The organism is Nitrososphaera viennensis EN76, assembly GCF_000698785.1.
GTDB classification, from domain to species: domain Archaea; phylum Thermoproteota; class Nitrososphaeria; order Nitrososphaerales; family Nitrososphaeraceae; genus Nitrososphaera; species Nitrososphaera viennensis.
This window is the reverse complement of sequence record NZ_CP007536.1, coordinates 63,397-86,136: the sequence shown is the minus strand read 5'-3', so window position 1 is coordinate 86,136 and position 22,740 is coordinate 63,397. Positions and strand designations below refer to the sequence as shown.

The window sequence follows — 22,740 nt, the reverse complement described above, 5'->3', positions numbered from 1 at the left end:
GAAGGAAGGGGCGTAAGCCCACGTTCTGTCTGTGTGTTGCGCTGCTTTGGCATCCTAGTCATTGCCGTGGTCGTCGTCGCGATGGTCGTTGCGGTAGTTCCTTTCTATGTTGCGCATGTTGCTGCGGCCGCGGTCATCGTCGCACCCGTCGTTTCCGTCGCTGCCATCGATCGTATTATTGCCGTTTCCGCCGCTAATGTCGTCGTTTCCTGCGCCGCCGTTTATGACGTCGTTGCCGTTGTCGCCATAGATGACGTCGTTTCCTGCGCCGCCATAGAGCTTGTCATCGCCGCTGTCGCCAAAGATCCTGTCGTTGCCGCCATTGCCGTAGATCTGGTCGTCGCCTTGGTGGCCGTGGATGATGTCGTCGCCTGCGCCGCCGATGACGCAGTCGTTGCCCTTCTTGGCGTTTATCACGTCGCCATACTTGCTTGCAAGTATCAAGTCGTTGCCGTTGGAGCCGTTGAGCGTCTTTCTCTGGCCGTTCCTGTTGTCAATCACGTTGTACTGGCCGCTTGCTATCAACTGGTCAATAGTCTTGCCGTTGCAGTAGAGGTCGCCGGAAGGCTGAGGATTGGCAGTATCAAGCTTGATTATCGTGCTCCCCGAGTTGAACGCGTCCCAGGCGGAGACCTGGTTGTAGGTATCGACTGCCCTCACCTGCGGAGTCCATGTTCCTGCCGCGTTATAGGTGAAAGTGGCAGTAGCAGTGGCAGACGCTGGCGAGCCTGTCACTGGCGTCGTAGCGTCCACAGTCCCATCGCCCTTAAAGTCCCACTCGAACTTGGCAATTCCTGTGACGGATGTGGCGCTAGCAGAGAACGAGAACGCGGTGGTTGGCGTGCCGTCGGCGCCAGATGCGCTGTACGGGCTCCACTGGTTCAGGGTTGCGACCGGCGGCTGTCCCAGCTCGCAGTTGATTATCGTGTTGGTACCCTTGGTGTCTGTGCACTTGTCCGTGCCTGGCCCTCCGTCAGAGAGGTCGTTTCCGCGCGAGTCTTCGATGGTGTCGTCGCCGGCTTCGCCATACAGCTTGTCGTTGCCGTCGTCGCCCTGTATGTAGTCGTTGCCGTTTCCGCCATAGACATAGTCATCGCCATTAAGGGCGTACAGCTTGTCGTTGCCATCGCCACCGTAGAGCCAGTCCGTGCCGCCGTTGCTGCTGTCGCCGTTATAGTCATAAACTGTGTCGTCGCCTCCAAAGGCGATTATGCAGTCGTCGCCACCCTTGCCGTCGATGTAGTTAGAGAGGTTGTTGCCAAGTATCAGGTCGTTTCCGCTTGTCCCGTAAATATTGACGGCACCAGTGTTCCTCTTGTCAATCACGTTGTACTGGTGCGATGCGATCAGCTGCTCGATCGTCTTGCCGTTGCAGTACAGGTCGCCTGTCTGCTGCGGTGTTGCCACGTCAAGCTGGATTATCGTGCTTCCCAAGTTGAACGCGTCCCATGCAGACAAGTTGTTGCCCGCATCCACCGCGCGCACCTTTGGAGTATAAGTGCCGTCGGCGCCGTAAGTAAAGGTCTTGGTTGCGCCGGTTACGGTGGTCGGAGCGCCGGTTATCGCAGATGTTGCGTCCACGCTGCCGTTTCCGTCAAAGTCCCATTCAAGGCGCGCAATGCCTGCAGAGGCAGAAGCGTTAGCCGAGAATGTAAAGACTGTTGCAGATGTGCCGTCAGGGCCGGACGCCGAGTACGGGCTCCACTGGCCTAGCGTGGCCACGGGCGCGCTCACGACTGTCACCACGATGGTGTCCGGTGTGCTCTGTGCACCAATGCTGTCCTTGACCTTCAGCTCAAACACGTACGTTCCGGCGGGCGTCGCCGTAAACGTCGGCTTGGCAGGGTTTGCAGTGTTTAGCGCGACTGATATCGGGCCAGAGTTCTGCGACCAGGTGTATGTCAGCGTGTCGCCAGAGTCAGGGTCGCTGCTTCCAGTGCCGTCAAGCGTCACCGTGCTTCCAAGGACCACCGTCTGGTCCGGGCCTGCGTTTGCCACAGGCGCGCTGTTTGCAGGCGAGGTAGCGACGTCAAGCGTCGGAACTGTCGAGCCCGAGTTGTAGGCGTCCCATGCGGAGGATTGGCCGTCAGTGTCGACAGTCCTCACCTTTGGAGTATAGCTTCCTACCGCGCCGTAGACGTGGGTCTTGGTTGCGCTTGATACGGAAGTTTCTCCATTAAAGTCAGTTGTAGCGTCCACGCTGCCGTTTCCGTCAAAGTCCCATTCGAGCCTGTCGATGCCGACGACGGAAGTCGCGTTGGCAGAAAGTGTAAAGGTTGTAGTGGTATAGCCGTCGGGTCCAGTTGACGTAAACGGCGACCACTGGTTCATCGTGGCTACTGGCGCTGGCGTCACGACATCAAGCACGGGCGTCACGAGGGCAATGTTGTAAGCGTCCCACGCTGAGGTCTGGCCTGTCGTGTCCACTGCCCTGACCTTGGGAGTGTAATTTCCATCTGCGCCGTAAACGTACGTCGCAGTAACGGCAGTCACGGACTGCGGAGCGCCAGAGACCGGTGTTGTTATATCGACGGTTCCGTCGCTGTTAAAGTCCCATTCAAGACTGGCGATTCCGCCGGGCGCGGTGGCGTCTGCAGATAGCGTAAAGACGGTGTTCTTGTCTCCGTCGGCGCTTGAAGCGCTGTACGGGCTCCACTGGTTCATGGTCGCGGTCGGGGCCATCGGCGATACATCCACGTCTTCCCACTGGCCGGAAGAATTGAGCGGGTAGGCCAGCTCTGTTGTTCCCCACTCGTCTACCACCGTAACGGTCGGCAGGTATGAGCCGGCGGCAGGATAGGTGTGAGTTGCGGTAGGCTGCGTCGTTGTCGCGTCGGTCACACCGTCGCCGTTAAAGTCCCACTTGAAGCTCACAGGCACGTTGCTAAATGTCGTTGTGAATGTAAAGACGGTCGCAGTGTTGCCGTCGGATCCAATGTCAGAAGGCGCGCGGGGCAAAAAGGTCAGAACAGGATTCATCATGGGTGCGGAGGTATCAAGGCTGACTGGCGACCCGCTCACCATAAAGGCCGCCCACGGAGACGGAAGGTTGTTGACATCTACTACCCTCACCTGCGGCGTCCATTGGCCAGCATTATTGTAAACGTGTGTGGCGGTTATGCCATTGACAGAAGTAGGAGACCCGCTTATGGGAGTCGTCTCGTCGACGACGCCGTCGCCGTTAAAGTCCCACTCGACGCGGGCGATGCCAGCGTCGCCAGTGCCTGACGCAGAAAATGTAAACGAAGTGTTCGGAAGGCCGTCAAAGCCAGAAGCTGAATAGGGATTCCACTGGTTCATGGTTGCCGTCGGCACAGAAGAGCTCCCGATCACTATCTGGACTGGCTGGCCGTTGATGTCGTACACGTCCCATTCGGACACAAAGCCGTCGTTGTCAAGGGCCCTCACAGCAGGAAATGCAGAGATTGCGCCAGTGTACGTATGGGTTATGGATCCAGAAGCATCCTGGGCACCAAATGGCACTGCAGGGGTAGCATCATCTGCCTCTCCGTCGCCGTCAAAGTCCCAGTGGAATTGCTGCACGCCCACTTCGTTAAAGGCAGTAGCTGAAAATGTAATTGGCGTGCCAATGTCTGCAGTAAATGGCTGCCATGCAAGCATCGTTATCATGGGCGGCGGCCAGAAAACGTCAAGTGGAACGTCGCTTCCGCCAACGCTGTACCTGTTCCAGTCAGAGACAGCGTTGTTCATGTCGACGGATCTTACCTGCGGCCAGAAAACATTCTCGTCGCCATAGATATGAGTCGCAGTCACGCCATTGACGTGGTTGGGTGCGCCGGAAATCGGAGTCGTGGTGTCCGCGGCGCCGTCGCCGTCAAAGTCCCATTCTATCCTCTGCAGGCCTGCGCTTGCCGTGGCGTCAGCAGAGAAGGTGAACGTGCTGGTCGGGGTGCCATCGTTGCCCGTGTCAGAGTGTGGCGACCACAGGTTCATCGACGCAGACGGGTCGGTCACGGCAAAAGCCGCACCGGGAATTATTGTAGTAAATGCAGAAGTTGCAAGAATTGCAAGTACCATCACGGATACCGTCTTTGTGGCGTAGCTTCTTCTTGTACCGTCGGCCGTGGCCATAGTCACGGGTATTCCGTATAGAAGTTATTATTTAAATGTATGTTTAAATCTGTCCTTAAATTTAGTGATAATGGAAAACAGGTCTCCCAAAAAGGAGTAAAAATTCTATAGAGCTATCATACGAGAAGAATAGCCCAGTAACAAGATTCTAGAAGGCAAGCTTAAGAAGTCGACGGCTGCCGGCTGTAAATCATATGATGCTGTCAACGCGTCCGCAAAAAAAGTCTGCAGGACGTTTTACGCAGCAAAAACATACAGCAGATTCAAGGGCTAGGTCGGGCTTAACGTAATAGTCCAGGTGACCGTCAGCGTGTCGCCGGCGGCCTTTTGAATGTCTGCAAAGGTCTGCCTTGCAAGCATGTTGCCGCCGGTTGCAGAATTAAAGATGCCGCTTTCACGCAGCGTGCCCGTGGCCTGCCCAGGCCCAAACGTCACTGAAAGGATGAGCTTGTTGCCGGACGCCGTCGAGTATATCGCTGTTCCGTCCTGTATGCGCGCATAGTTTGCACCGGTTGTAAGCTCTGCAGAAAGTGCAGTCTGGCTTGCGTCAACTGCGGTGTTGCTTGTGCCTAGCGCGATATAGTTGTACGGCGCAGTAGGGTTTACAGAGCCATCATGTGGCGCGATTCTTGAGGCCACGCCTTCCACCCCGGCGCTTACGATGAGGTTGTCGATGTGGCGCTCGTCCTTGACGTTTCCGGACTGGTCGTACAGGATCATGTCCACGTTTCCCCGGAGGCCTAGACCTTCTGTCGCTTGCCGCCCGCCTGCGACTATGCTTGCGATCGCCGGCAGGGCAAACCCTATCACAATCATTGAAATACCGGCAGCCGCTACAATAGGCACAAGCCTGCGGTTCACGCCCTGTAAAAGAAACTCGTATTATTTAAATCTATATTTAAATTCCATATGCGAATTACCCGTAATTAACAAGTAAGGAAATTAAATAGGCGGGAGCGCTTGAAGATCGATGTCGCGGACAAGGCAACATGCAATTGCAGCAGTAGGAGGAGCTGCCGCAGCAGTATTTGCGATGTTTGTCGCGCTTGCGCAGACGCACGTGATCGCCGTACCGTACTTTACTCCGATTGCGCTGCAGGTTGACGGCCTGAAGGAGAAATACGCAGCAGGAGAAACTGCAAACTTTGCAGTTACTGCAAACGGGTATGGCTCCAACTGCCATTCGCTAGAAGTTGAAGCTATGCAAGACGGCCAGCGCGCGTCGTACTACAAAAAGGTAGACGACTGCAGGTTCATGACCATCACGCACGGCCAGTACAACTTTACTCGGTCGTTTGACTATGGAAGCGAAGTCATGGGAAAAGCTGGCGCGTACACCGTCGACATCACGTTCAAGGACCTCGTCGACAACAGGGAAGCGCACGTCACAAAAATGTTTGAAGTAGAAGGGTAATGCACGGACTTTATAAGCGTCTGTCCCCATATACAGATACTACAGTCTTTCCTTCTATAATTTAAAAGTAGATTTAAATAATAGAGAGTTCTAAGGGGTGGTATGGCACAGCCAAACAAGAGCCTCCTGATGGGTGCAGTACCTGGCATCGCACTGGCCGCACTGATGGTCTTTGTGATTCCCAGTTCTGCTCTTGTTGGAGCTCAAAACGTCACCACCGATGGCCTGACTCCTCACGGTTACGTCGTTGTTAGCGTGACAAGGGACGGTCAGGAAATCTACCACAGCGAGGATCACAACCTGATCACCAACGCAGGCAAGGACTTTATTGCACAGCAGATCGGCGCATCAACAGGCCTTGCATCAGAAGGCGCACACTACATTGCACTGACAACCGATGGCACAGCCCCGGCCGCAACTGATACAACACTGGCAAGCGAGATCACTTCTGGTGGCCTTGCAAGGGCCAGCGGAACATATGCACATACTTCTGGAACCAACACATTCACCGTCTCCAACACATTCACTGCATCTGCAACACACACCAACGTCCAGAAGGCAGGCCTCTTCACCGCTTCATCCGGCGGAACAATGATGGCCGAGAACACCTTTACTGCAGTGAGCCTGGCAAGCGGCGACCAACTGACAATCACCTGGACAATAACTCTGTCATAAAAACGAGTTAAAGCCCGGGTCTCCCTTTTTTCCTTATTTTCTTTTTCAAAATTTGTTTCAGCATATTTTTAAATAACAAAGAGGCGCAGCCTGCACGATGCAAAAGAGCTTGACGATCGCGCTGGTTGTCGCAGGCATAATAGCAGTAGCTGCGATTATAGGCGCGATAGCTCTTGTCCCAAGCCAGCAGGACGGCAACAACAGCGACGACACCCTGCCACCTACAAGTACAGGCAAGAATCTTACGCTAGACCTGAACGAAAACCTCGGCTTGAAGGGAAGCACCTAGCATAATTGCCAGTCAGGCAGCTTGAGATGACACCAATACTGCTCTTGTACACGAATTTAAAGGCAAACTCTTAAAAAGGATTTAAATCTATATTTAATACGACCGACGTGCAGAGTTCAGATGCAGAGAATGCCCAATCCAGGCGAAGATGGCAGGACTATGGTTTTATCAAGGAAGAAGTAGCCAAGGTCCTCGACGGCCACCCGGAAGGGCTCACGGGAGCCAGGATCGCAGAACTCGTAGGCATCACGCAGGGCGCCATGTCCAAGTATTTGTCGATGCTCAAGGTGGACGGCATCATCACCAGCCGCAAGGTCGGAGTCGCCAAGCTGTGGAAGCTTGTGAGCCAGTCGGACAGGGCGGGCATACTTGCAGACAAGATAGGCGAGTCGGACGAGGAAGCGACATTTAAAGACTACGCGGTGTCGCTCCTTGAGGAAAACAACAGGCTCTTTGAGGCAGACGGCAAGCGCGTCATGGTCATGCCGACTTCCATGCTGTCAAACCTGTACAAATACACAAAATCAATAATCGGCACGGAAGTGCACGCGTTCTTTTACGAGTGGGGCAAGGACTATGCAAACGAGGTCAACAAGCTGGTCGACGAAGTCGCAAAAAAGACGCAGAGCGACTTTATCGAATCGTTCCTGCTGCTGTGGAAGCTGAAGGGATGGGGGAGGTTCGAGATAATCGCCATGGAAGAAAACGCGATCGAAGTCGCGTGGTACGACTCTATCCTGGCAGAAGAGGTGGTGGCAGAGAAGGCGCCGGTGGACGACTTTGTGGCAGGAGCACTGGCAGCTGCAGCAGCGCACTCGATGGGCGGAAGCTGGCGCGTCACAGAGACCAGATGCAGGGCAACCGGCGCGCCTCATTGCCTGTTCGTAGGCACAAAGACACCCTAAGATTTAAAGATAGATTTAAATAATAACCACTCCATTATACAGGTGTGAAGCTAAACAAGCCTATAGCTTTTGTTGTGCTTGCTTTTATCATAGGCGCAACCATATCGCAGGGCTCGTTTGCCTTTGCCGACGACTCTTCCACCAATCCTTTCAGGGCAATCTGGGAGGCAATCGGAGAGCTCCAGACCAAGACGGACTCGCTGCAGTCGCAGATCAACGACCTGAAGATGCAGCAGCAGGGCGCGTCTGCATCATCGCCAAGCCAGATAGTAGTGGCCAAGGCTTCGGAAACTTCTCTTTCAATAGACCTGTCTAGCGGCCAGTCGGGCCAGACGACGCTCATCAGCCTGGTGGCACGAAACGCAGGGCCTGACAGCGCAGTAGGGGTCAAGCTGTCAACCTATTACCAGATGTCGTTATTCCGTGTGAACTTTATCGACGGGGCCCAATGCACGGACCAGGCCAGAGGCATAATCGAATGCTACCTTGGCACCATCGAGTCTGGCGGCGAGGCGCGCATAACCATCGATGCGACGCCTTTGCAGCCGGACCAGCAGGCAATAATCACGGCAGACGCGTCCTCGATAACAGAAGACGCCAACCCGGGCAACAACCATGCCGAAATAGTGTTCGTAACATCGCAGGCGCCAGTAGAAATACCGCCTTCACAACAGCCTCAGCAGCCAGCAGCTTCGCCAGTTGAACAGCCGAGCGAACAGAGCCCTGAAGCCCCTCCAGCAGAACAACAGCAGCCAAGAACAGAAAGCAATGGAGAGCAACAGCAGGCTTCTGGCGAACAGGCATCGCAGCCCGGAAGCGAGCAGCCAAACTCAGAAGATGGAGCGGGCGGTTCCGGCGATAGCAGTTCTTCCCCAAGTGACAACAATCCTGCTGCCAGCTCGGAGTCTAGTTCTAGCGATTCAAACAATACGAGCCCATCGGATTCTTCAGATAGCACGAGTCCAGACGATTCGAACAGCTCTGATTCATCTTCATCTGGCACAAACTCTGGTGATGCGGGAAGCAGCTCATCCGGCGATAGCGCAGCAGGTGGAGGCTCTGCCAGTTCTGATTCGAGTGCTAGCGACTCGGGTGCCGCAAGCCCATCCGATTCAAGCAGTGCAAATTCTGGTGAATCAGGCAGTTCCGGCGCTAGCGGATCCGGCTCAGGCAGCAATGATACAGGGAGCAGCTCGGGCGACTCTGGCGCAACAGGATAAATGATTTTTTAGCAGTCTTCGCTTCCTATCCTTGATTCAAGGTATAGTGCAGATATCCCTTCTGCCTCGCATGACCCGAGGCGGTTTACAACGTGGCCGTCCTGAAGTTCTATCAAGGGATACATCATGCTTTGCGGGTCAGTCGAGTGCGACAGCCCGAGTGCATGGCCAAGTTCATGCGCCACCACGTACTCGAGCATGCCCTGCTCGCGAAGACTGTCGGCAGAATAGACGTATACTTCGGCCTGTACAATCTCGCTGGTCGCCTTGTCGGCAAGGAGACGGGTCTTGCCCGGCTTGCTGTCCTCGTGTGCGGCGTCTGTCAACACCACCTTGATGTTTGCGCCTGTACTGTCGTCGTCTGCAAGCGCAAAGCGCGGGACTGGTGACTGCTGGAATACGGAAAGGAGATCGTTCCACTGCGAGTACGGGCCAGACATTGTCGTGTTGCCCGATATCATGCCCTTTACGCTCTGGACGGCATCATCGCTTGCCCCTTCGGAAGAGACCGATATCGCAAGGCTTGGCTTGTCCAGCCAGAATGCCCGAGTGGCTATGGTGTAATGATGGCCGTCTTCTGCGGCAGGGCGTCCTGCGATTCCTTCGAGGAACTCGATGCTCTCGTAGGTTGTTGGCACCGACGTGGTGATGATGGTAGTAGCCGCTGGCAGCATGGCCAAAAGTGGGGCAATCAGTACAAAAAGCCATGCACTGGATACAGCCAACACATCTCCAGAAAGGCCAAACAACTAATATTGTCTAGTATGTTCAGTTTTGCGAACAGCCAATTGTTCAATTGTGCGAACAACTTTATATTAATCCATGGTCATAAAGGGCCATGGCCGAAGACCCCCTTGCCGCAGACCTGAAGGCGTTTGGGCTCGAGGACATGGAAGCCCAGGCGTACGTGAGGCTTGCAAGGCTGGGCAAGGCAAGGGCCAGCTCGCTCTCGTCAGCTCTAAAAATCAACAGGACCACGACGTACAGGATACTTGAGAGGCTGAAGCAGGCAGGGATAGTCGAGACCTCCATGAGCAGGCCCGTCAGCTTTATCGCCGTCGAGCCGAAAAAAGCGTTACAATTGTTAATAGACAGGCGCAAGGACGAGCTAAAGGCTGCAGAGGGCAAGTACGCCTCGATACTGGAGCAGTTCACGAAATTCTACATCCCCTCCGATGAGGCGGTGGGCGCCAGGTTCAGCATCCTGCAGGGAAGCGAGGAGATCCACCGCGCGGTGACAAGGCTTGCCAAGGGGGCAGGCAAGAAAATATCAATGATAACATCGGTCCGGGACCTCGGCAAGATGTACTACTCCGGCGCGTACGAAGCCATCGCGGCCGCCGCGGCAAGGGGCGTCGCGGTGGAGATAGTGACAGAAGTGGCGGACCTGCCGGCGTTGGAGATAGTAAAGCACTACGAGTTTGCAGAGATACGCCACAGGGCCGAGTCCAAGATGAAGATGGTGCTCAAGGACGAAGAAGAGGCGCTCATAACAGTGGCAGGCGGGGCAGAGGAGGAAGTGGCGCTGTGGACGTACTCGCAGTCGTTTGCGTCGGCGATGCAGTCGATAGCAACCAACGAGTTCCAGTCCGGAATAGAGCTTGGCGCGATTGCCACCGCGCTCAAGACGGGCAAGCCGGCCGAGTCGTTTAGGATAATCACGGACGACAAGGAATACGCGGACAACATGATGGCGCTCCTGACGTCTGCAAAGTCAGAAGTGTACATCGGCTTTAATCTCTACCCGACGTTCAGCGCGCCGGCGGTGCTTGAAGTGTTAAAGTCGCTTGCAGACAGGAGGGTAAAGGTGCGCGTCCTTTCTGCGCCAAGCTCCGACGAGGCCGACATTGTGAGAAAGCTGCACGGCGCAATAGAGTTCCGCATATCGGCGTTCCAGACCGACGTGCAGGTGATGATAGTCGACGGCAAGGAGATGCTATTCTCAAACGCTGCAAGGGCGCAGGGTAGCGACAACAACAAGAAGAAGAGGCCGGGCATCAACATACTCACCAACCTTGCAGGGATGGTGTCGTTCATGCACAACATAGTCGCAGACATCTGGCTCGACTCGCGCGAATACATACTGGAGCTTGAAACCCTGCAGCAGTCAATCGTGCTCAACAGGTGCGCAGGCGCCGTCAGGGCGATGATGCAGGATCACGGGATCGAGATCGTGCTTGGAAACAAGATAATGGGAAAATCTGGCGTGCTCCACAAATTCGACATCATCTCGCCAAGCACCAGGACCGGGGGCAGGATAGCAGTGTCGTTTCTTGCGTACTCTGATCCCGAGTCCACGGGCACTAGGCTCATGGAGTCCAAGATAAAGCTTCTTGACTGCGAGCCCATCGACCTCGTGATAGGCATGCTGCGGACCAGCAACAGGCATGGCGAAGGCGACGGGCCGGTGGCAAAACTCGCAAGGGCTGTTGGGCTGCACGTGGTCCAGGCAGGCGACCCCGACCAGCTGGCAGAACTTGTGTTCCGCGAGCTGGAAAAGCGCTACTAAGTGTACTCCAGCTGAAGGAGAACTCGCTCATCCCGCTGCAGCAGCAGGGATGCTTACAATCCCGGCGTTTGCAAGTTCCGCCCCAATCCCATAGCCGACCAGCGCGATGCCGGTGCCAAGCCCGGCCATCTCTATCCCGCCTTTTATCCAGCTTTTCTTTGCCATGCGCCCCTTTAGCGCGCCCACTATGAACGACGAGGCCACGCTTATGATGATGGCTATCACGATGGCAGCAGTCGAAGACATCAGGCCGGCCTTGACTGCAAAGTAAGGAAGGATTGGGAGAATCCCGCCCAGCAGAAAAGAGCCAAACATCACGCGCCCCTTTCAGAGGGTTTCCCAGGATTTCCAGGTTGAGCCCCAGCTCTTCTGTAAGCATGGTCTTGAGCCAGACGTCCTTGTTGGACGTTATCTTGTCGACGACCTTGTCCAGCTCCTCGCCCTCGAACCCTTTTGCGCGGTAAATGTCCTGTATCTCCTGTTTTTCTTCTTCTGGAATAGTCTCCAGCTCGTACTCCTCGCGCTTTATCTCGGACTCTAGTATCTCCCGCTGCGACTTTACGGCAAGGTAGTTCTGGACGGCCATCGCCTTTGCGCCGGTAAACATCCCTATCAGCGCGGCGAGGATGACCACGTCCGCGGCGATGATGGCGCCTCCCACCCCGGCCACGATTCCAAGCGACGTGTTTACCCCGTCGCCAAATCCAAACACAAGATCCCGTATGTAGTTGCTCTCCTTGATATGAGGTTCAACATGAGTGACTCGCTTGGCCATTTTTTGCACATACGATTGCAGTTACCAGCCTATTAACTCCGGGCCAAAAGCTGGCAAGCAGTATATGATGTTGGCGCTAGCGCGTTTCTTTTTCGTCTTCGTGCGAGTGCATTTTTCTCAGCGCCTCGTGCACCTGATCCCGGAATATGGTCAGCCCTATCCTCCGGGCGTGCGGCTGGCCCCTTGCGAACGACTCGGCCATGTTGCTGACAAAGTCAAGGTCGACCTTTGGAGGCATCGGGGGCTCAAACGGGTCCACCAGGGCCTCGATTATCGCCGGCCCGTCCTGCGACATCGCCTCCCGGACCAGCGACCTTGCGTCGCGTGGATCGGATATAGAATAGCCTTTAGCACCACACGCCTCAGCAAACTTGGCAAAGTCTATCGGCGAGAATTCCACCCCGAATTCCGGGTTTCCAAGAAAGGCCAGCTGCTCCCACCGGATCATGCCAAGCGAGTTGTTCTTTATTATCACCACCTTGATAGGCAGATGGTATTTCACCGCGGTCGCAAACTCGCCCATAAGCATCGTAAAGCCGCCGTCGCCGACAAAGGCCACGGACTGCCGCTTTGGGTACGCCACCTGCGCGGCTATTGCGTAGGGAAGCGCGCACGCCATCGTTGCAAGCGTGCCGGAGAGCGAGAACTTCATCCCCCTTTTCAGGTTGATGTACTGGGCCGCCCAGATGGTGTTGGTCCCACTGTCGACAGAGAGTATGGCGTCGTCCCGCAGCTCCTCGGAGATTATCCTGGCTATGAACTGCGGCTTCATCGGCGTCTCGATCCGGCTGCTGCGCTCCCGCAAAAGGTCGTTCCACTCTTTCATCGCCGCCTGTTTAGAGCGCACAAAGTCCCGGCTCTTTTCCTTCAGGAGCGGGAGCAGTGCCGACAGCGCTAGCCTGGAATCCCCGACAAGGCCGACCTCGACTGGATAGCGCAGCCCTATCCTTTCTGCAAAGAGGTCTATCTGCACGCCCCGGGCCTGCCCCGGCTTTGGCAAATAGTCAATGTACGGAAATGAAGTCCCGACCATAAGGAGCGTGTCTGCCTCTGCCATCGCGTCTGACGAGGGCGAGGTGCCAAGCAGGCCGATGCCGCCTGTGCAGAGCGGGTGGTCGTCCGGGACCACTGCCTTGCCAAGGAGCGCCTTGACGATGGGCGCGCCCAGCCTTTCTGCGACTGCAATAACCTCGTCGGTGGCGCCAAGCGCGCCCTGCCCCACCAGCATGACAACCCTGTTTCCGGCGTTCAGTATCTCTGCCGCTTTTTGCACAAATTTCGGGTCAGGCATCGCGTAGGCGACAAGCGCGTCTGAAGTGTGGTTGGCCACGTTGTGCCTCGAATATTGCCCGCGCAGCTCCTGCTCCTGCACGTCTATCGGGATTGTGAGGTGGCTGACTCCTCTTTTTGCAAGGGCCGTCCTGCACGCAATGTCGACTGCCGTCTCGGCGTGCTCGGGGCTGTTTATCATGTTGTTGTAGACTGACACGTCTTCGTAGAGCTGGAGCAGGTCGATGTCCTGCTGGTAGTTCGTCCCCATCATGTCAGAGTACGTGCTTCCGGTGATTGCGATGACGGGCGCGCCGTCCGCCTTGGCGTCGTAAAGTCCTGTCAGTAAGTGCACCGCCCCCGGACCGGACGTGGCAACGCACGCGCCGAGCTTGCCCGTGTATTTTGCATAGGCGCACGCCATGAACGCAGAGGATTCCTCGTGCCGGACAAGGACGAACCGGATCTTGCTTGTTCTTCTTCTCAATGCCTCGATGAAACCGTTAATGCCGTCGCCGGGCAGGCCAAAGATGACATCTACGCCCCAGTCCATCAGCGCTTCAGCGACAATGTCTGCAGTCTTCATGTAATCATATTGGTTTTCTAGCCAATAAGGTTACACGTCGCGTTCTTTCGATATTAACCATCCGAAGCCAACTAGTTATCCAGCAAATAACCATTTAATTAATAAATGAGTCGCAACCCACTCACATCATGTCTACCGCAGCAGCAACAACGGTCACCGAGTATGTATGCGCAGACTGTGGGACGCTTTTGACTCACTCGAACCCTAACACCCTCCAGAGCATGAAGGAGGTTCACGATCAACTCTGCGTCGTCAAGAGGCAGAAAACAAGGGCGGCGCAAATGGCTGCGCCTCCGGCGCCCAAGCCGGCAGCTGCAGGCCCGGCGCCCGCAGCGGTTCCAAAGCCGAGCGCGGCTCCGCAGCCAGCGATGCCAGCTCCAGCAGCGCCTGCCGCAGGCGGCGGTGACGGCAACACTACCATTTCACTTACAGGCTCTGGCACGAGCTACTCAAAGGCAGAGGGCCCGATAGACACGGGCTTCAAGAGCAAGCGCCAGATAGCAGGCCAGTTCAGGGGCATCAACGTCTGGGGCCCGCTAGACGCCCCCGGGCAACTGGGCATCTGGGGCACAAACGTCTGCGTAGATTTCGACATATGCGTGGCTGACGGCGCATGCATCGAAGCCTGTCCTGTCAACGTGTACGAGTGGCTTGAAACGCCGGGCCACCCGGCTTCAGAGAAAAAGGCGTTCATGGCAAGGGAAAAAGACTGCATCTTTTGCCTTGCGTGCGAGAACGTCTGTCCCCCGCAGGCGATAAAGATATTCCAAAAGAGCGGATAGAGGCTTATCCGAGTAGCTATAAATACTAAATACGGCATAGAGGTCTAGTCCAAGACATGGTGATGTATGGCCCGGGCACTTTTCTGTACGTCATCTTTCTTGTCATTGCCTGGGTGACGATGTTTTACACCCTGAACTTTTACTACCTTGCCATCCAGTCGCGCCACAACGAGAGCCATGAAAGGCGCAGGCGCCAGGTGCCCGAGCTTCCGCTGGCCATGCTCCCGACCGTTACCGTGCAGCTGCCGCTGTACAACGAAAAGTACGTCGCAAGGCGCCTGATAGACGCCGTGTGCAGGATGGACTACCCCAAGAACAAGATGCAGGTGCAGGTGCTCGACGACTCGGACGACGACACCGTCGACCTGATACGCTCCATTGTCGACGAGTACCGTTTCAAGGGCTTTGACATCGTGCACGTCCGCAGGGCGGACAGGTCCGGCTACAAGGCCGGCGCGCTAAAGGCCGGCATGAAGACTGCCAAGGGCGAGTTCATCGCGATATTTGACGCCGACTTTATCCCGCCATCGTCGTTTCTGAAGCACTTGCTGCGCTATTTTTCCGACCCCAAGATGGGCTTTGTGCAGTGCAAGTGGGGCCACGTGAACGAGGACTACTCCACCATGACGCAGGCGCAGGCCGTCTCGCTTGACCTGCACTTTCTGGTGGAGCAAAAGGCAAAGAGCCTGAGCCGGATATTTCTGAACTTTAACGGGACTGCCGGCATCTGGAGGACTTCGTGCATCAACGACGCTGGCGGCTGGCAGACAAGCACGCTCGTGGAGGACATGGACCTCAGCTACCGTGCGCAGATGAAGGGCTGGAAGTGCATGTTCCTTGACGACTATGTCGTCGACGCCGAACTGCCGGTGCAGATGAACGCGGCCAAGAGGCAGCAGTTCCGCTGGGCCAAGGGCTCGATACAGGTCGCGCTAAAGCTCCTGGCAGACGTGGTGGCGCACCGGAAGGTGCCGGTGGAGTCAAAGGTCCAGTCGTTCATACACATGACCCGCCACATCGCGCACCCTCTTTTCCTTGCGCAGTTTTTGATATTCCCTATGCTCCTTTCGATGGACTATCGGCTCTACGAGAGCAACTGGGCGCCCCTGTTCGTGCTTGCCATGTACGCGGCGCTTGGCCCCGGCGGCTACCTCGTGGTGATAAACAAGGTGTGGAAGAAGGACTGGAAGCACAAGGGGATGCAGTTTCTGTTCCTGCACTTTTTTGGCGCCGGCATCTCCGTCAACAACTCTGTCGCGGTGTTTGACGCGCTGTTTGGCCGCAAGAGCGAGTTTCTGCGTACGCCCAAGTTCGGCATCGTCAAAAAGGGGGAGGACTGGCGCAACAAAGAGTACGCGCTGCCGTTCACAAAGACCACCCTTCTGGAGATATTCTTTGCACTGTACGGCTGCATCTCGATATTCGTGGCAATATTCTCAAACAACGCGCTCTTTACCCCGCTCATCGCAATGCCGACCATCGGGTTCATCTACGTGGCGTACCTCAGCATCGCGCACTCGCAGCTCGGCAAGAAGAAGAGGATAAAGTCAGAAAAGACAGGCGCCGTCGTCGTGCAGCAGGCTGCTCCTCTTGCCCCCGTGCAAAGGACCGCAGGCCAGCGCCTGCTCCTGCCAAGCGTACTTGCATTCCTTGTCCTTGGGGCCGGCGTCGCGTACTATGGCTATTACACGTCCATCTACCCCCTGCAGGAGGCTTCGGGGTTCCTCGCAAGGGCCCAGACCGCGCAGACCCCGCAGCAACTGGCCGATTACGTAAGGCTTGCGCAGGGGTTCATCCCGGAAAGCGGCAACCCTGTCTGGGTCTTTCCCACCTACCGGACTGACTTTGAGATAATCCACATGCAACTTGACAGCATGGTTGCGCGTTCCGGGGCGCTTTCGTCGCTGTCGCCGCACGACGAAGGCTACAATGCCGCGCTTTTGGACATGCATTCTGGCGCGCTGGAGATACAGGCAAACCTCCACGAGGCGATCCCGTACATCTATGTCAGCCCGCAAAACATCGCCTTTGGCGCGGCATGGGTCGGAGTCATACTGTCGGTGTTTGCCGCAATGAAGCATGCAAGGACGAGGCACCAGAGGGCCGAGACCGCGTCAGCAGTGCAGACATAGTGAAATAGTAGTTTGGTCGGGTAAGACTCTACAAGTGGGAAGGGATTCGGCAAGGATGACAAAAACTTGTGCAATAATCAACTAGATCGACTTTGTCCTTCACCATCTTCGGCCTATTTTTGGATCCTTTGGAACCTCCATGATCAGTAATGCTTATAGTAAAATATGTGCCGCAATTGAAATCGAGCAAGTCCAAATGAGCATCACTTTGAGACGTGGTGTCGCTAAAGACGCCGAGCAATGTGCACGATTTGCTACAATGCGTTCAAAGCCCTTGCGGAACAGCACAACTTCCCCCCTGACTTCCCTTCTCCAGAAATTGCCGTCGATGTACTATCCCGCTTACTCAAACACCCCCACCATTTACGGAGTTGTCGCCGAACTTGACGGCCGAATCGTTGGCAGCAACTTTATCGACGAACGTTCGATCATTGCCGGTATCGGCCCGATAACAGTTGAGCCAGAGGTACAAAACCGCTCTGTTGGGCGGGAACTAATGCAGCATGTTATGGCACGGGCTGCACAACAACGCTTCCCCGGATATCGACTGGTTCAAGCGGCCTATCATAACCGCTCTCTTTCCCTCTACGCCAAGCTAGGATTTGTAGCCCGTGAGCCATTATCGGCAATGCAGGGGCCGCGACTTGCCGTACAGATTCCTGGATATTCTGTTCGTCCCGCCACCACCTCTGATCTTGGTGCTTGTAATCAGGTCTGCATGAAAGTCCATGGCCATGACCGCGAGGGCGAGCTAATTGATTCTATAAAACAGGGAACAGCCACCGTAGTTGAACATGGGGACGCATAACAGGCTACGCCACGACTGTAGGTTACTTTGGTCATGCAGCAGGAGAGACTAATAAAGAGCTGATGGCTCTATCGGAGCCGCACCAGAGTTTCCCGGTCCTGGTTTCCTATTGCCCACCCGCAACAGTGAGCTCCTTCAATGGTGTTTGCAGAATGGGTTGCGTGTAGTCCAGCCGTTGACCCTGATGAGCGTTGGACTCTACAACGAGCCTGCAGGAGCTTTCCTTCCCTCAATCCTTTTTTTGATAATCGGGTCCCCACTTTTAGAACCGCAATCGGCACTGAAACCATTAGCTCCAAACTCATATAGATATCAGTCGCTCCTGTCTCAAATGGAGCACGAACCTACCTGATTTCCCATTTAATTCCTACCTCAATCCAAGTACTTGACCTAATATTTGGTCAGATACCCTAGTACTTTCATCATAGTGCAGCAATAGTGTGATCATCATCCCACCTCAAGTGCGGGCGGCGCGCAATATTAACCGTTATTCGTCACTTGTGTAACTTTGTTTACCCACAATGCAGCGAATCGTCGCTTTCTGGTTTAAATAATAATTTCGAACTTCTACCTCATGACCGCAGAGGAAAAGCTGGAGAAAAGGATCCTTTCTGCGGGGTCGGCCGGTGCCAAAAAGGCCGATCTTCGCAAGGAGTTTGGCGAGATCGACGCCGCACTGGAAAGCCTCGTAAGCAAGGGGCAGGTTTTCGTGGACAAGCGCGCAAGCGCCTACTATTGCTTCCACAAGGACCATTACGTCCAGAGCCTTCTCAATACCGACCCGAGGTTCAGGCTGACGTACGACCTGATAAAGTCCCTTGAAGAGACCGTGAGCGCATCAAACCGCGAGGTTTCCCGCGCGGTGGAGGCACTTGCAGGCAACATATCCAACCTGGCAAGGCTCGTTACTGAACGAGCTGAGGCCAGAAGCGTGCCGGCATCTGCCGCGCCTGCAAGGAGCATTAGCGTCGGCGACTTCAAGAAAGAGTTTGACAGCGCGCTTGCAAACTCGGCGTCTTCGATTGGCTGGGTCGAGCTTGCCAAGGTGCGAAGCGACGTTTGCGGCAAGTGTGGAATCACAGGTGACGATTTCTACCGCCTGGTAGGCGAACTGACGGGCCAGTACCAGGACAAGTACGAGCTTTCTACCGGCGGGGGCGAGGGCGTGATGGTGCGCGGCCTCCTGCACGGCTTTGTGAGGTGCATCTAGCGAGATATGTATCCGTACAGGCTGGACAGAAACCCATACCCAAGCAGCCCGACCCCGACTTTGATTGACGCCAAGATCCTTGGAGGCAAGCGCCACAAGGAGGCCAAGGCGGCTGTGCTTGCGTGCTTTTCCGACCTGCACGGCAAGGTCGCCGAAGGCAAGGCCACCGACAAGGACTTTAGGCTTCTCACGATAATCCAGGACGTGGGTTCAGGCAAGACGCACCTTGCGCTCCACATAAAGGGGCTCAAGGAGGTCGAGGACAGGACCGTGATATCGTACGTCGACCTGACGCAGATATCCCCGCGCAACATGCACAGCCTCTACTCTGCGATGCTGGGCGGCTTCACCGACGAGTACATCGCCCAGATGCGCAGGGCTGTTGTCAAGCACCTGCTTGCCAAGGCCGAGCAGTCGTCAACTGCGCGCAAGGTGTTCAACTATGGGTTCATGGACTCTATCACCGGCAAGCGCCTGTCAGACAAGGCAGAGCTCTTGCTGAACAACGAGCTTGTGCCCAACTATTCCGCGCTTTCCGAGACATTGAGCAGGGAGTTTTCGCCAATCGAGGTCGCGATACTGAAACTGGTGGTGGAGGGCAAGTTCAGGGCTGACGCGGCAAACGTCTCGACCCTTGAAGACATCATCGCAAGCCTGGCGGCCCTTGCGTCTTTGAACCTGCGCTTTCTTGGGCGCGTGACCGTGTTCCAGCTGGACGAGTTTGACGCCGACAGGGAGACGACCGAGTTTGTCAAGGCTGTGATAAACGCCCACGTGCCGGCGGCAGCGCTCCTGCTGATATTCACCCCGTCATCGTACGACGACATCAGCAAGGCAAATGCGTCCGTGTTTGACAGGCTGGAAAAGGCCAACTACAAGGTCGACCTTGCAGGCTCGAACACCTACGAGGAGATCCTCGACATCATCATGGAGTACATACGCTTCCACGACGCAGGCAAGTGCTTTACCGACGACGAAGAGCGCGACCTTGCGGCAAAGGTGAAGGTGATCTATGACGAGTTCCCGGACTTTCGCAACGTGCGCTCGATGCTGAACATAATGTACCACGCCACTGAAAACGCCGGCAAGCGCGAGGCGCCGATAATAGACGAGCAGGCCATTGATGAAACTATCAAAAATGTCTACCCCGGCCTGCGCATACGCGGGAGCGTCATGGACGTGCCGATTTCCGACTTTATCAAGATCCGCAGGAGCACAAGCGACGTCTCTGTGCTCGAATCGGGAGTAAAGGACGCCGTGCGCAACCTCGTGAACTATGCGCACGAAGTGGGCGCGGTGGCAAAACCGCAAAAGAGCAACGGGAGCGGGGTAGACATCATGTTCTCCGACCCGTACGGCACAAAGGTGGCAATAACAGTCGTGATAAACCGCGACCACGCCAAGAGCTTTGAGCAGATCTCAAACACGCTAAAGACGACGGGCTTTGTGGACAAGCTGGTGATACTGACAAACGCCAACACGACTGCAGGCACCAACGGGAGCGCAGTCGTGACTATGGACCGCTGCAAGATGATAGACCTCATCTACTTTAGCAACAAGTACAAGAACAACGAGATGATGGAAGACGACTCGCAGCGTGCCCTGATGCTGGCCAAGTCCATACGCATCTGCTAGACTCCTCTGCTTTTTTCGCGCCCGCGTGGCGCTAAACTCCTATTATTTTGTAGGTCCTAAATTCTGTCAAAAACTGTTTGTCATCCGGAAATAGGGGAAAAAGAATGGTTTGGCCGTCGGATCCAAACGAGTTCAGCGACAAGGAGTAAAAAGGGAATCCCCTTTTTGTTCGTAAACTTGTGCCGCTTTTTTGAAGGCACGTCTGAAAGGAAAAATAGAAGAATTTCCTATTTCCTGCTGTTGGCAAAGAGAAGGAGAAGGCTTGCAGCGGGCTTTATTGCAGCAGTAATGGCAGGCATCATGTCGTTTTCCTCTTTGGCCTTTTTCACAAATAGCGAGCATGCATACGCGCAGACAAGCCAAAGTCCATCTCCGCCAACTCAGCAGATGCTTCAGGAATGCAAAGAGCTGGGCATATCGCCAGAAAAATGCTCTGAAAATGAAATATTGAAACACCGCTGCCTTGGAGCAGTAGGCTCACCGTGTGGATCATCTAGCAGCGTAGCATCACAGCCAGAGCTTAGCCCATTTGTTGTGGAGATACTGGCAGGTTCAGGGATAGCGTTTGTAGCGTCCATTTTTGGAATAAGGAAGCTGCGGGCAATAAAGAAGAAAAGAACAACAGGGGACAAACGCGACTAATTATAATCCACCTTTTTACATTTCCATCATGCCGCTGAATAACGATGAATAGGAGCCAAACACCGCGGCGGAAGCATCTGCTTGGCTTTTTTCGTTTCCTCTCTTTTCCAAAAAAGAATGCATGCGCACATACTTTCTATAGTGAGCTTCGTCGTCGTCCAATGACGTAAAAACTGGATAACTTGGGCCGTTTATCGCCATAACAAAGCTCTTATTTTGTGCCTGCAAAGGTACCTGCGTGCCCAAGCGCAACTTTACTACGCTTGAAGAATTCAAGGCCAACCTGCACAAGGAAGGAGCTACGCTAGTCGAGTTCTCTGGCGGCAAGGTGCCCTGCATACTGGTAAGTCCCAAGAAATACGAAGAGATGCTGGGCAAGGTCTACGGCAAGCGGGTGTCCGCTGATACTCTATTGGACATCTTTTACGATGGGCGCGACGTGTTTGTCGACGTCAACATCAAGTTTAGAGACACGGACTTTGAAGAGAATTTCTTGCTGTACGCAAACGACATGCTGGAGTGGTTCGAGGCGCTCGCGGAAAGCGGGATGATAGCGATGGGACCGAGCGAGACCACGTACACAAACTCGCAGAACATCTTCATGATCCAATTGCCAAAAAAAGACGCGGCTGAAAAGGCACTTGAAATAATCAAGACAAACGCCAAGAACCGCGTCGCGCGGGGAATGAAGGATGGCTGAAGAAGAAAAGAAAAAGAAGAAAGAAGAAGAGTTCTCGGAGGAAGACGACGACCACTTCAAGCTGTACGGCAAGCGCGCGTGGGAAGTAGAGTACGGCGAAAAGTGCCCGACGTGCGGCAAGCGCATCGACGAGTTTGGGTTCTGCGCGTGCGGAAGCGCCGGCTAGCAGAAGTCGATTGCGGCTTGGATGATGAAAATGATGGTGCGACGGCCGGGATTTGAACCCGGGTTACCAGATAAACTATCTAATAACCGACCAAAACAAGTGACTTTTCGAATAAGGTTTTGCATTAAATGCCCCCCCCGCCTAGAAAAATTCGGTTCGAGTTTATAGTGCTGGTTTCGCGTTACAGGTAAAATTCATGTTCTGATATCAGCAAGAAGTTGTAAATAGTCGCGAAATTCTTATTAAATAGGTGTAATAGTTATAGAAGCGAATTAGACGGTGTCTGACATAGAAGAAGTAAAGAAAATTTTGGCAGGCCATGAGAAGCGAATCAAGAAACTAGAATTGTCGTTGAAAGCTTCTGCGCAGAAACAAAAGAGCGCTAACCAACCCCCGTCTATAACCGACCTACTAATTGAAATGAAAGATGAAGGCTTCTTCGGGCAACCCAAAAATGTCGGCGAAATAGTTGAAAAGATGAAAGCAGACGGCCATTTCTACAGTAGTTCAAGCTTGACTGCACCCCTATCGAGAGCAATCAAGGGCAAGGTTTTGGGTCGTATCAAGAAGGAAGGGCAATGGGCCTATGTCAATAGGTGATAGCATGCGCATACATATTTTGGTTACAGATGAAAAAGGCGTTACTTACGAAGGGACTGTCGAGCTAACCAAAACCAAACCGAGCGCCAGCATCGGGGGCAAGACACACCAGCCACCGCGTATCATAAGAAAAGCACCACAAGCTATTCATGCGCTTTATCTCACTCATTACTTCAAAGAGAATAAACCACTTGACACTATTATTGAAAAATTGGGTGCAATGCGGTATAATTTCAAGAAGCATACAGTCGAAATGGCGCTTCAACGAGCAAAATATCTGACCAATACTGGCAACAATAACTATGTTGAAAAATACCCGCCGACCTAAGAG

At 54.6% G+C, this 22,740-nt stretch carries 21 protein-coding genes and 1 pseudogene; 16 read left to right on the top strand and 6 right to left on the bottom strand.

All coding sequences use genetic code 11. The features are described from left to right. Positions 1–54: 54 nt before the first annotated feature. A complete protein-coding gene (locus NVIE_RS00490; protein ID WP_075053525.1) occupies positions 55–4,092 on the bottom strand; it encodes a PKD domain-containing protein in 4,038 nt (1,345 codons plus the stop codon). A 270-nt stretch (positions 4,093–4,362) separates the two neighbouring features. After that, positions 4,363–4,953 carry a hypothetical protein gene (locus NVIE_RS00485; protein ID WP_144239367.1) on the bottom strand — a complete coding sequence of 197 codons (591 nt, stop codon included), beginning with the start codon at positions 4,951–4,953 and terminating at the stop codon, positions 4,363–4,365. A gap of 109 nt (positions 4,954–5,062) precedes the next feature. On the opposite strand from NVIE_RS00485, the gene NVIE_RS00480 reads away from it, so the two are divergent. The 5 genes from NVIE_RS00480 to NVIE_RS00460 all read left to right on the top strand — a co-directional run bounded on the left by NVIE_RS00480 (position 5,063) and on the right by NVIE_RS00460 (position 8,595). Next, on the top strand, positions 5,063–5,506 hold the full coding sequence (locus tag NVIE_RS00480; protein ID WP_075053523.1) for a hypothetical protein: 444 nt from the start codon (positions 5,063–5,065) through the stop codon (positions 5,504–5,506). A 102-nt stretch (positions 5,507–5,608) separates the two neighbouring features. Continuing rightward, positions 5,609–6,181 (top strand): phage tail fiber protein, encoded by a 573-nt coding sequence (locus tag NVIE_RS00475; RefSeq protein ID WP_144239366.1) that lies wholly within the window; start codon positions 5,609–5,611, stop codon positions 6,179–6,181. Positions 6,182–6,278: 97 nt separating this feature from the next. Next, entirely contained in the window at positions 6,279–6,470 is a 192-nt protein-coding gene (locus NVIE_RS00470; protein ID WP_075053521.1) for a hypothetical protein, read from the top strand. Positions 6,471–6,577: 107 nt separating this feature from the next. Continuing rightward, positions 6,578–7,375 carry a V4R domain-containing protein gene (locus tag NVIE_RS00465; RefSeq protein WP_075053520.1) on the top strand — a complete coding sequence of 266 codons (798 nt, stop codon included), beginning with the start codon at positions 6,578–6,580 and terminating at the stop codon, positions 7,373–7,375. 44 nt (positions 7,376–7,419) lie between these two features. After that, positions 7,420–8,595, top strand: coding sequence for a DUF11 domain-containing protein (locus NVIE_RS00460; RefSeq protein WP_075053519.1), 1,176 nt, complete (start codon positions 7,420–7,422; stop codon positions 8,593–8,595). An 8-nt stretch (positions 8,596–8,603) separates the two neighbouring features. On the opposite strand, the gene NVIE_RS00455 is transcribed toward NVIE_RS00460, so the two are convergent. Beyond that, positions 8,604–9,269, bottom strand: coding sequence for a matrixin family metalloprotease (locus NVIE_RS00455; protein WP_144239365.1), 666 nt, complete (start codon positions 9,267–9,269; stop codon positions 8,604–8,606). Positions 9,270–9,433: 164 nt separating this feature from the next. Here NVIE_RS00455 and NVIE_RS00450 point away from each other — a divergent pair, with 164 nt between their 5' ends. Continuing rightward, positions 9,434–11,104, top strand: coding sequence for a helix-turn-helix domain-containing protein (locus tag NVIE_RS00450; RefSeq protein WP_075053517.1), 1,671 nt, complete (start codon positions 9,434–9,436; stop codon positions 11,102–11,104). A gap of 27 nt (positions 11,105–11,131) precedes the next feature. On the opposite strand, the pseudogene NVIE_RS16220 reads toward NVIE_RS00450, so the two are convergent. Both NVIE_RS16220 and NVIE_RS00440 read right to left on the bottom strand, forming a co-directional pair. Then, a pseudogene (locus tag NVIE_RS16220) lies at positions 11,132–11,879 on the bottom strand (VIT1/CCC1 transporter family protein). Between the two features lie 76 nt (positions 11,880–11,955). Next, positions 11,956–13,734, bottom strand: a complete 1,779-nt coding sequence (locus NVIE_RS00440) for a thiamine pyrophosphate-dependent enzyme (protein WP_075053516.1) — start codon at positions 13,732–13,734, stop codon at positions 11,956–11,958. A gap of 128 nt (positions 13,735–13,862) precedes the next feature. On the opposite strand from NVIE_RS00440, the gene NVIE_RS15790 reads away from it, so the two are divergent. The 6 genes from NVIE_RS15790 (at position 13,863) to NVIE_RS14675 (ending at position 20,943) form a co-directional block, all read left to right on the top strand. Further along, positions 13,863–14,516, top strand: coding sequence for a 4Fe-4S dicluster domain-containing protein (locus tag NVIE_RS15790; RefSeq protein ID WP_227717417.1), 654 nt, complete (start codon positions 13,863–13,865; stop codon positions 14,514–14,516). A 56-nt stretch (positions 14,517–14,572) separates the two neighbouring features. Beyond that, complete coding sequence (locus NVIE_RS00430) at positions 14,573–16,648, top strand: glycosyltransferase (RefSeq protein ID WP_075053515.1); 2,076 nt, start codon at positions 14,573–14,575, stop codon at positions 16,646–16,648. A gap of 139 nt (positions 16,649–16,787) precedes the next feature. Beyond that, complete coding sequence (locus tag NVIE_RS15785; RefSeq protein ID WP_075053514.1) at positions 16,788–17,456, top strand: GNAT family N-acetyltransferase; 669 nt, start codon at positions 16,788–16,790, stop codon at positions 17,454–17,456. A gap of 574 nt (positions 17,457–18,030) precedes the next feature. Further along, a complete protein-coding gene (locus NVIE_RS00420; protein ID WP_075053513.1) occupies positions 18,031–18,666 on the top strand; it encodes a hypothetical protein in 636 nt (211 codons plus the stop codon). Positions 18,667–18,672: 6 nt separating this feature from the next. Next, complete coding sequence (locus tag NVIE_RS00415) at positions 18,673–20,301, top strand: hypothetical protein (RefSeq protein WP_075053512.1); 1,629 nt, start codon at positions 18,673–18,675, stop codon at positions 20,299–20,301. A gap of 240 nt (positions 20,302–20,541) precedes the next feature. Further along, positions 20,542–20,943, top strand: a complete 402-nt coding sequence (locus tag NVIE_RS14675) for a hypothetical protein (protein WP_144239364.1) — start codon at positions 20,542–20,544, stop codon at positions 20,941–20,943. A 15-nt stretch (positions 20,944–20,958) separates the two neighbouring features. Here the strand turns inward: NVIE_RS14675 and NVIE_RS15780 are convergent, their stop codons facing one another. Then, positions 20,959–21,105, bottom strand: a complete 147-nt coding sequence (locus NVIE_RS15780; RefSeq protein WP_227717416.1) for a hypothetical protein — start codon at positions 21,103–21,105, stop codon at positions 20,959–20,961. Positions 21,106–21,181: 76 nt separating this feature from the next. Between NVIE_RS15780 and NVIE_RS00405 the strand changes: the two genes are divergently transcribed. From NVIE_RS00405 to NVIE_RS00395, 4 genes are all read left to right on the top strand, one after another. After that, positions 21,182–21,643, top strand: a complete 462-nt coding sequence (locus tag NVIE_RS00405; protein ID WP_075053510.1) for a hypothetical protein — start codon at positions 21,182–21,184, stop codon at positions 21,641–21,643. Then, positions 21,636–21,809 carry a hypothetical protein gene (locus tag NVIE_RS15700; protein ID WP_169736197.1) on the top strand — a complete coding sequence of 58 codons (174 nt, stop codon included), beginning with the start codon at positions 21,636–21,638 and terminating at the stop codon, positions 21,807–21,809. The genes NVIE_RS00405 and NVIE_RS15700 overlap by 8 nt, the downstream gene beginning before the upstream one ends. 279 nt (positions 21,810–22,088) lie before the next feature. After that, the gene (locus NVIE_RS00400; protein ID WP_075053509.1) at positions 22,089–22,409 is read left to right on the top strand and encodes a hypothetical protein; all 321 of its coding nucleotides are present in this window, start codon (positions 22,089–22,091) and stop codon (positions 22,407–22,409) included. Then, entirely contained in the window at positions 22,396–22,737 is a 342-nt protein-coding gene (locus NVIE_RS00395; RefSeq protein WP_144239363.1) for a hypothetical protein, read from the top strand. The genes NVIE_RS00400 and NVIE_RS00395 overlap by 14 nt, the downstream gene beginning before the upstream one ends. Positions 22,738–22,740: the final 3 nt, after the last annotated feature.

What these genes read in the sequence shown, in the direction of transcription:
- NVIE_RS00490 (WP_075053525.1), bottom strand. Translation starts at nt 4,092, where the DNA reads ATGGCCACGGCCGACGGTACAAGAAGAAGCTACGCCACAAAGACGGTA.
- NVIE_RS00480 (WP_075053523.1), top strand. Translation starts at nt 5,063, where the DNA reads ATGTCGCGGACAAGGCAACATGCAATTGCAGCAGTAGGAGGAGCTGCC.
- NVIE_RS00475 (WP_144239366.1), top strand. Translation starts at nt 5,609, where the DNA reads ATGGCACAGCCAAACAAGAGCCTCCTGATGGGTGCAGTACCTGGCATC.
- NVIE_RS00470 (WP_075053521.1), top strand. Translation starts at nt 6,279, where the DNA reads ATGCAAAAGAGCTTGACGATCGCGCTGGTTGTCGCAGGCATAATAGCA.
- NVIE_RS00455 (WP_144239365.1), bottom strand. Translation starts at nt 9,269, where the DNA reads ATGCTGCCAGCGGCTACTACCATCATCACCACGTCGGTGCCAACAACC.
- NVIE_RS00450 (WP_075053517.1), top strand. Translation starts at nt 9,434, where the DNA reads ATGGCCGAAGACCCCCTTGCCGCAGACCTGAAGGCGTTTGGGCTCGAG.
- NVIE_RS00440 (WP_075053516.1), bottom strand. Translation starts at nt 13,734, where the DNA reads ATGAAGACTGCAGACATTGTCGCTGAAGCGCTGATGGACTGGGGCGTA.
- NVIE_RS15790 (WP_227717417.1), top strand. Translation starts at nt 13,863, where the DNA reads ATGTCTACCGCAGCAGCAACAACGGTCACCGAGTATGTATGCGCAGAC.
- NVIE_RS00430 (WP_075053515.1), top strand. Translation starts at nt 14,573, where the DNA reads ATGGTGATGTATGGCCCGGGCACTTTTCTGTACGTCATCTTTCTTGTC.
- NVIE_RS15785 (WP_075053514.1), top strand. Translation starts at nt 16,788, where the DNA reads ATGATCAGTAATGCTTATAGTAAAATATGTGCCGCAATTGAAATCGAG.
- NVIE_RS00420 (WP_075053513.1), top strand. Translation starts at nt 18,031, where the DNA reads ATGACCGCAGAGGAAAAGCTGGAGAAAAGGATCCTTTCTGCGGGGTCG.
- NVIE_RS00415 (WP_075053512.1), top strand. Translation starts at nt 18,673, where the DNA reads ATGTATCCGTACAGGCTGGACAGAAACCCATACCCAAGCAGCCCGACC.
- NVIE_RS15700 (WP_169736197.1), top strand. Translation starts at nt 21,636, where the DNA reads ATGGCTGAAGAAGAAAAGAAAAAGAAGAAAGAAGAAGAGTTCTCGGAG.
- NVIE_RS00395 (WP_144239363.1), top strand. Translation starts at nt 22,396, where the DNA reads ATGTCAATAGGTGATAGCATGCGCATACATATTTTGGTTACAGATGAA.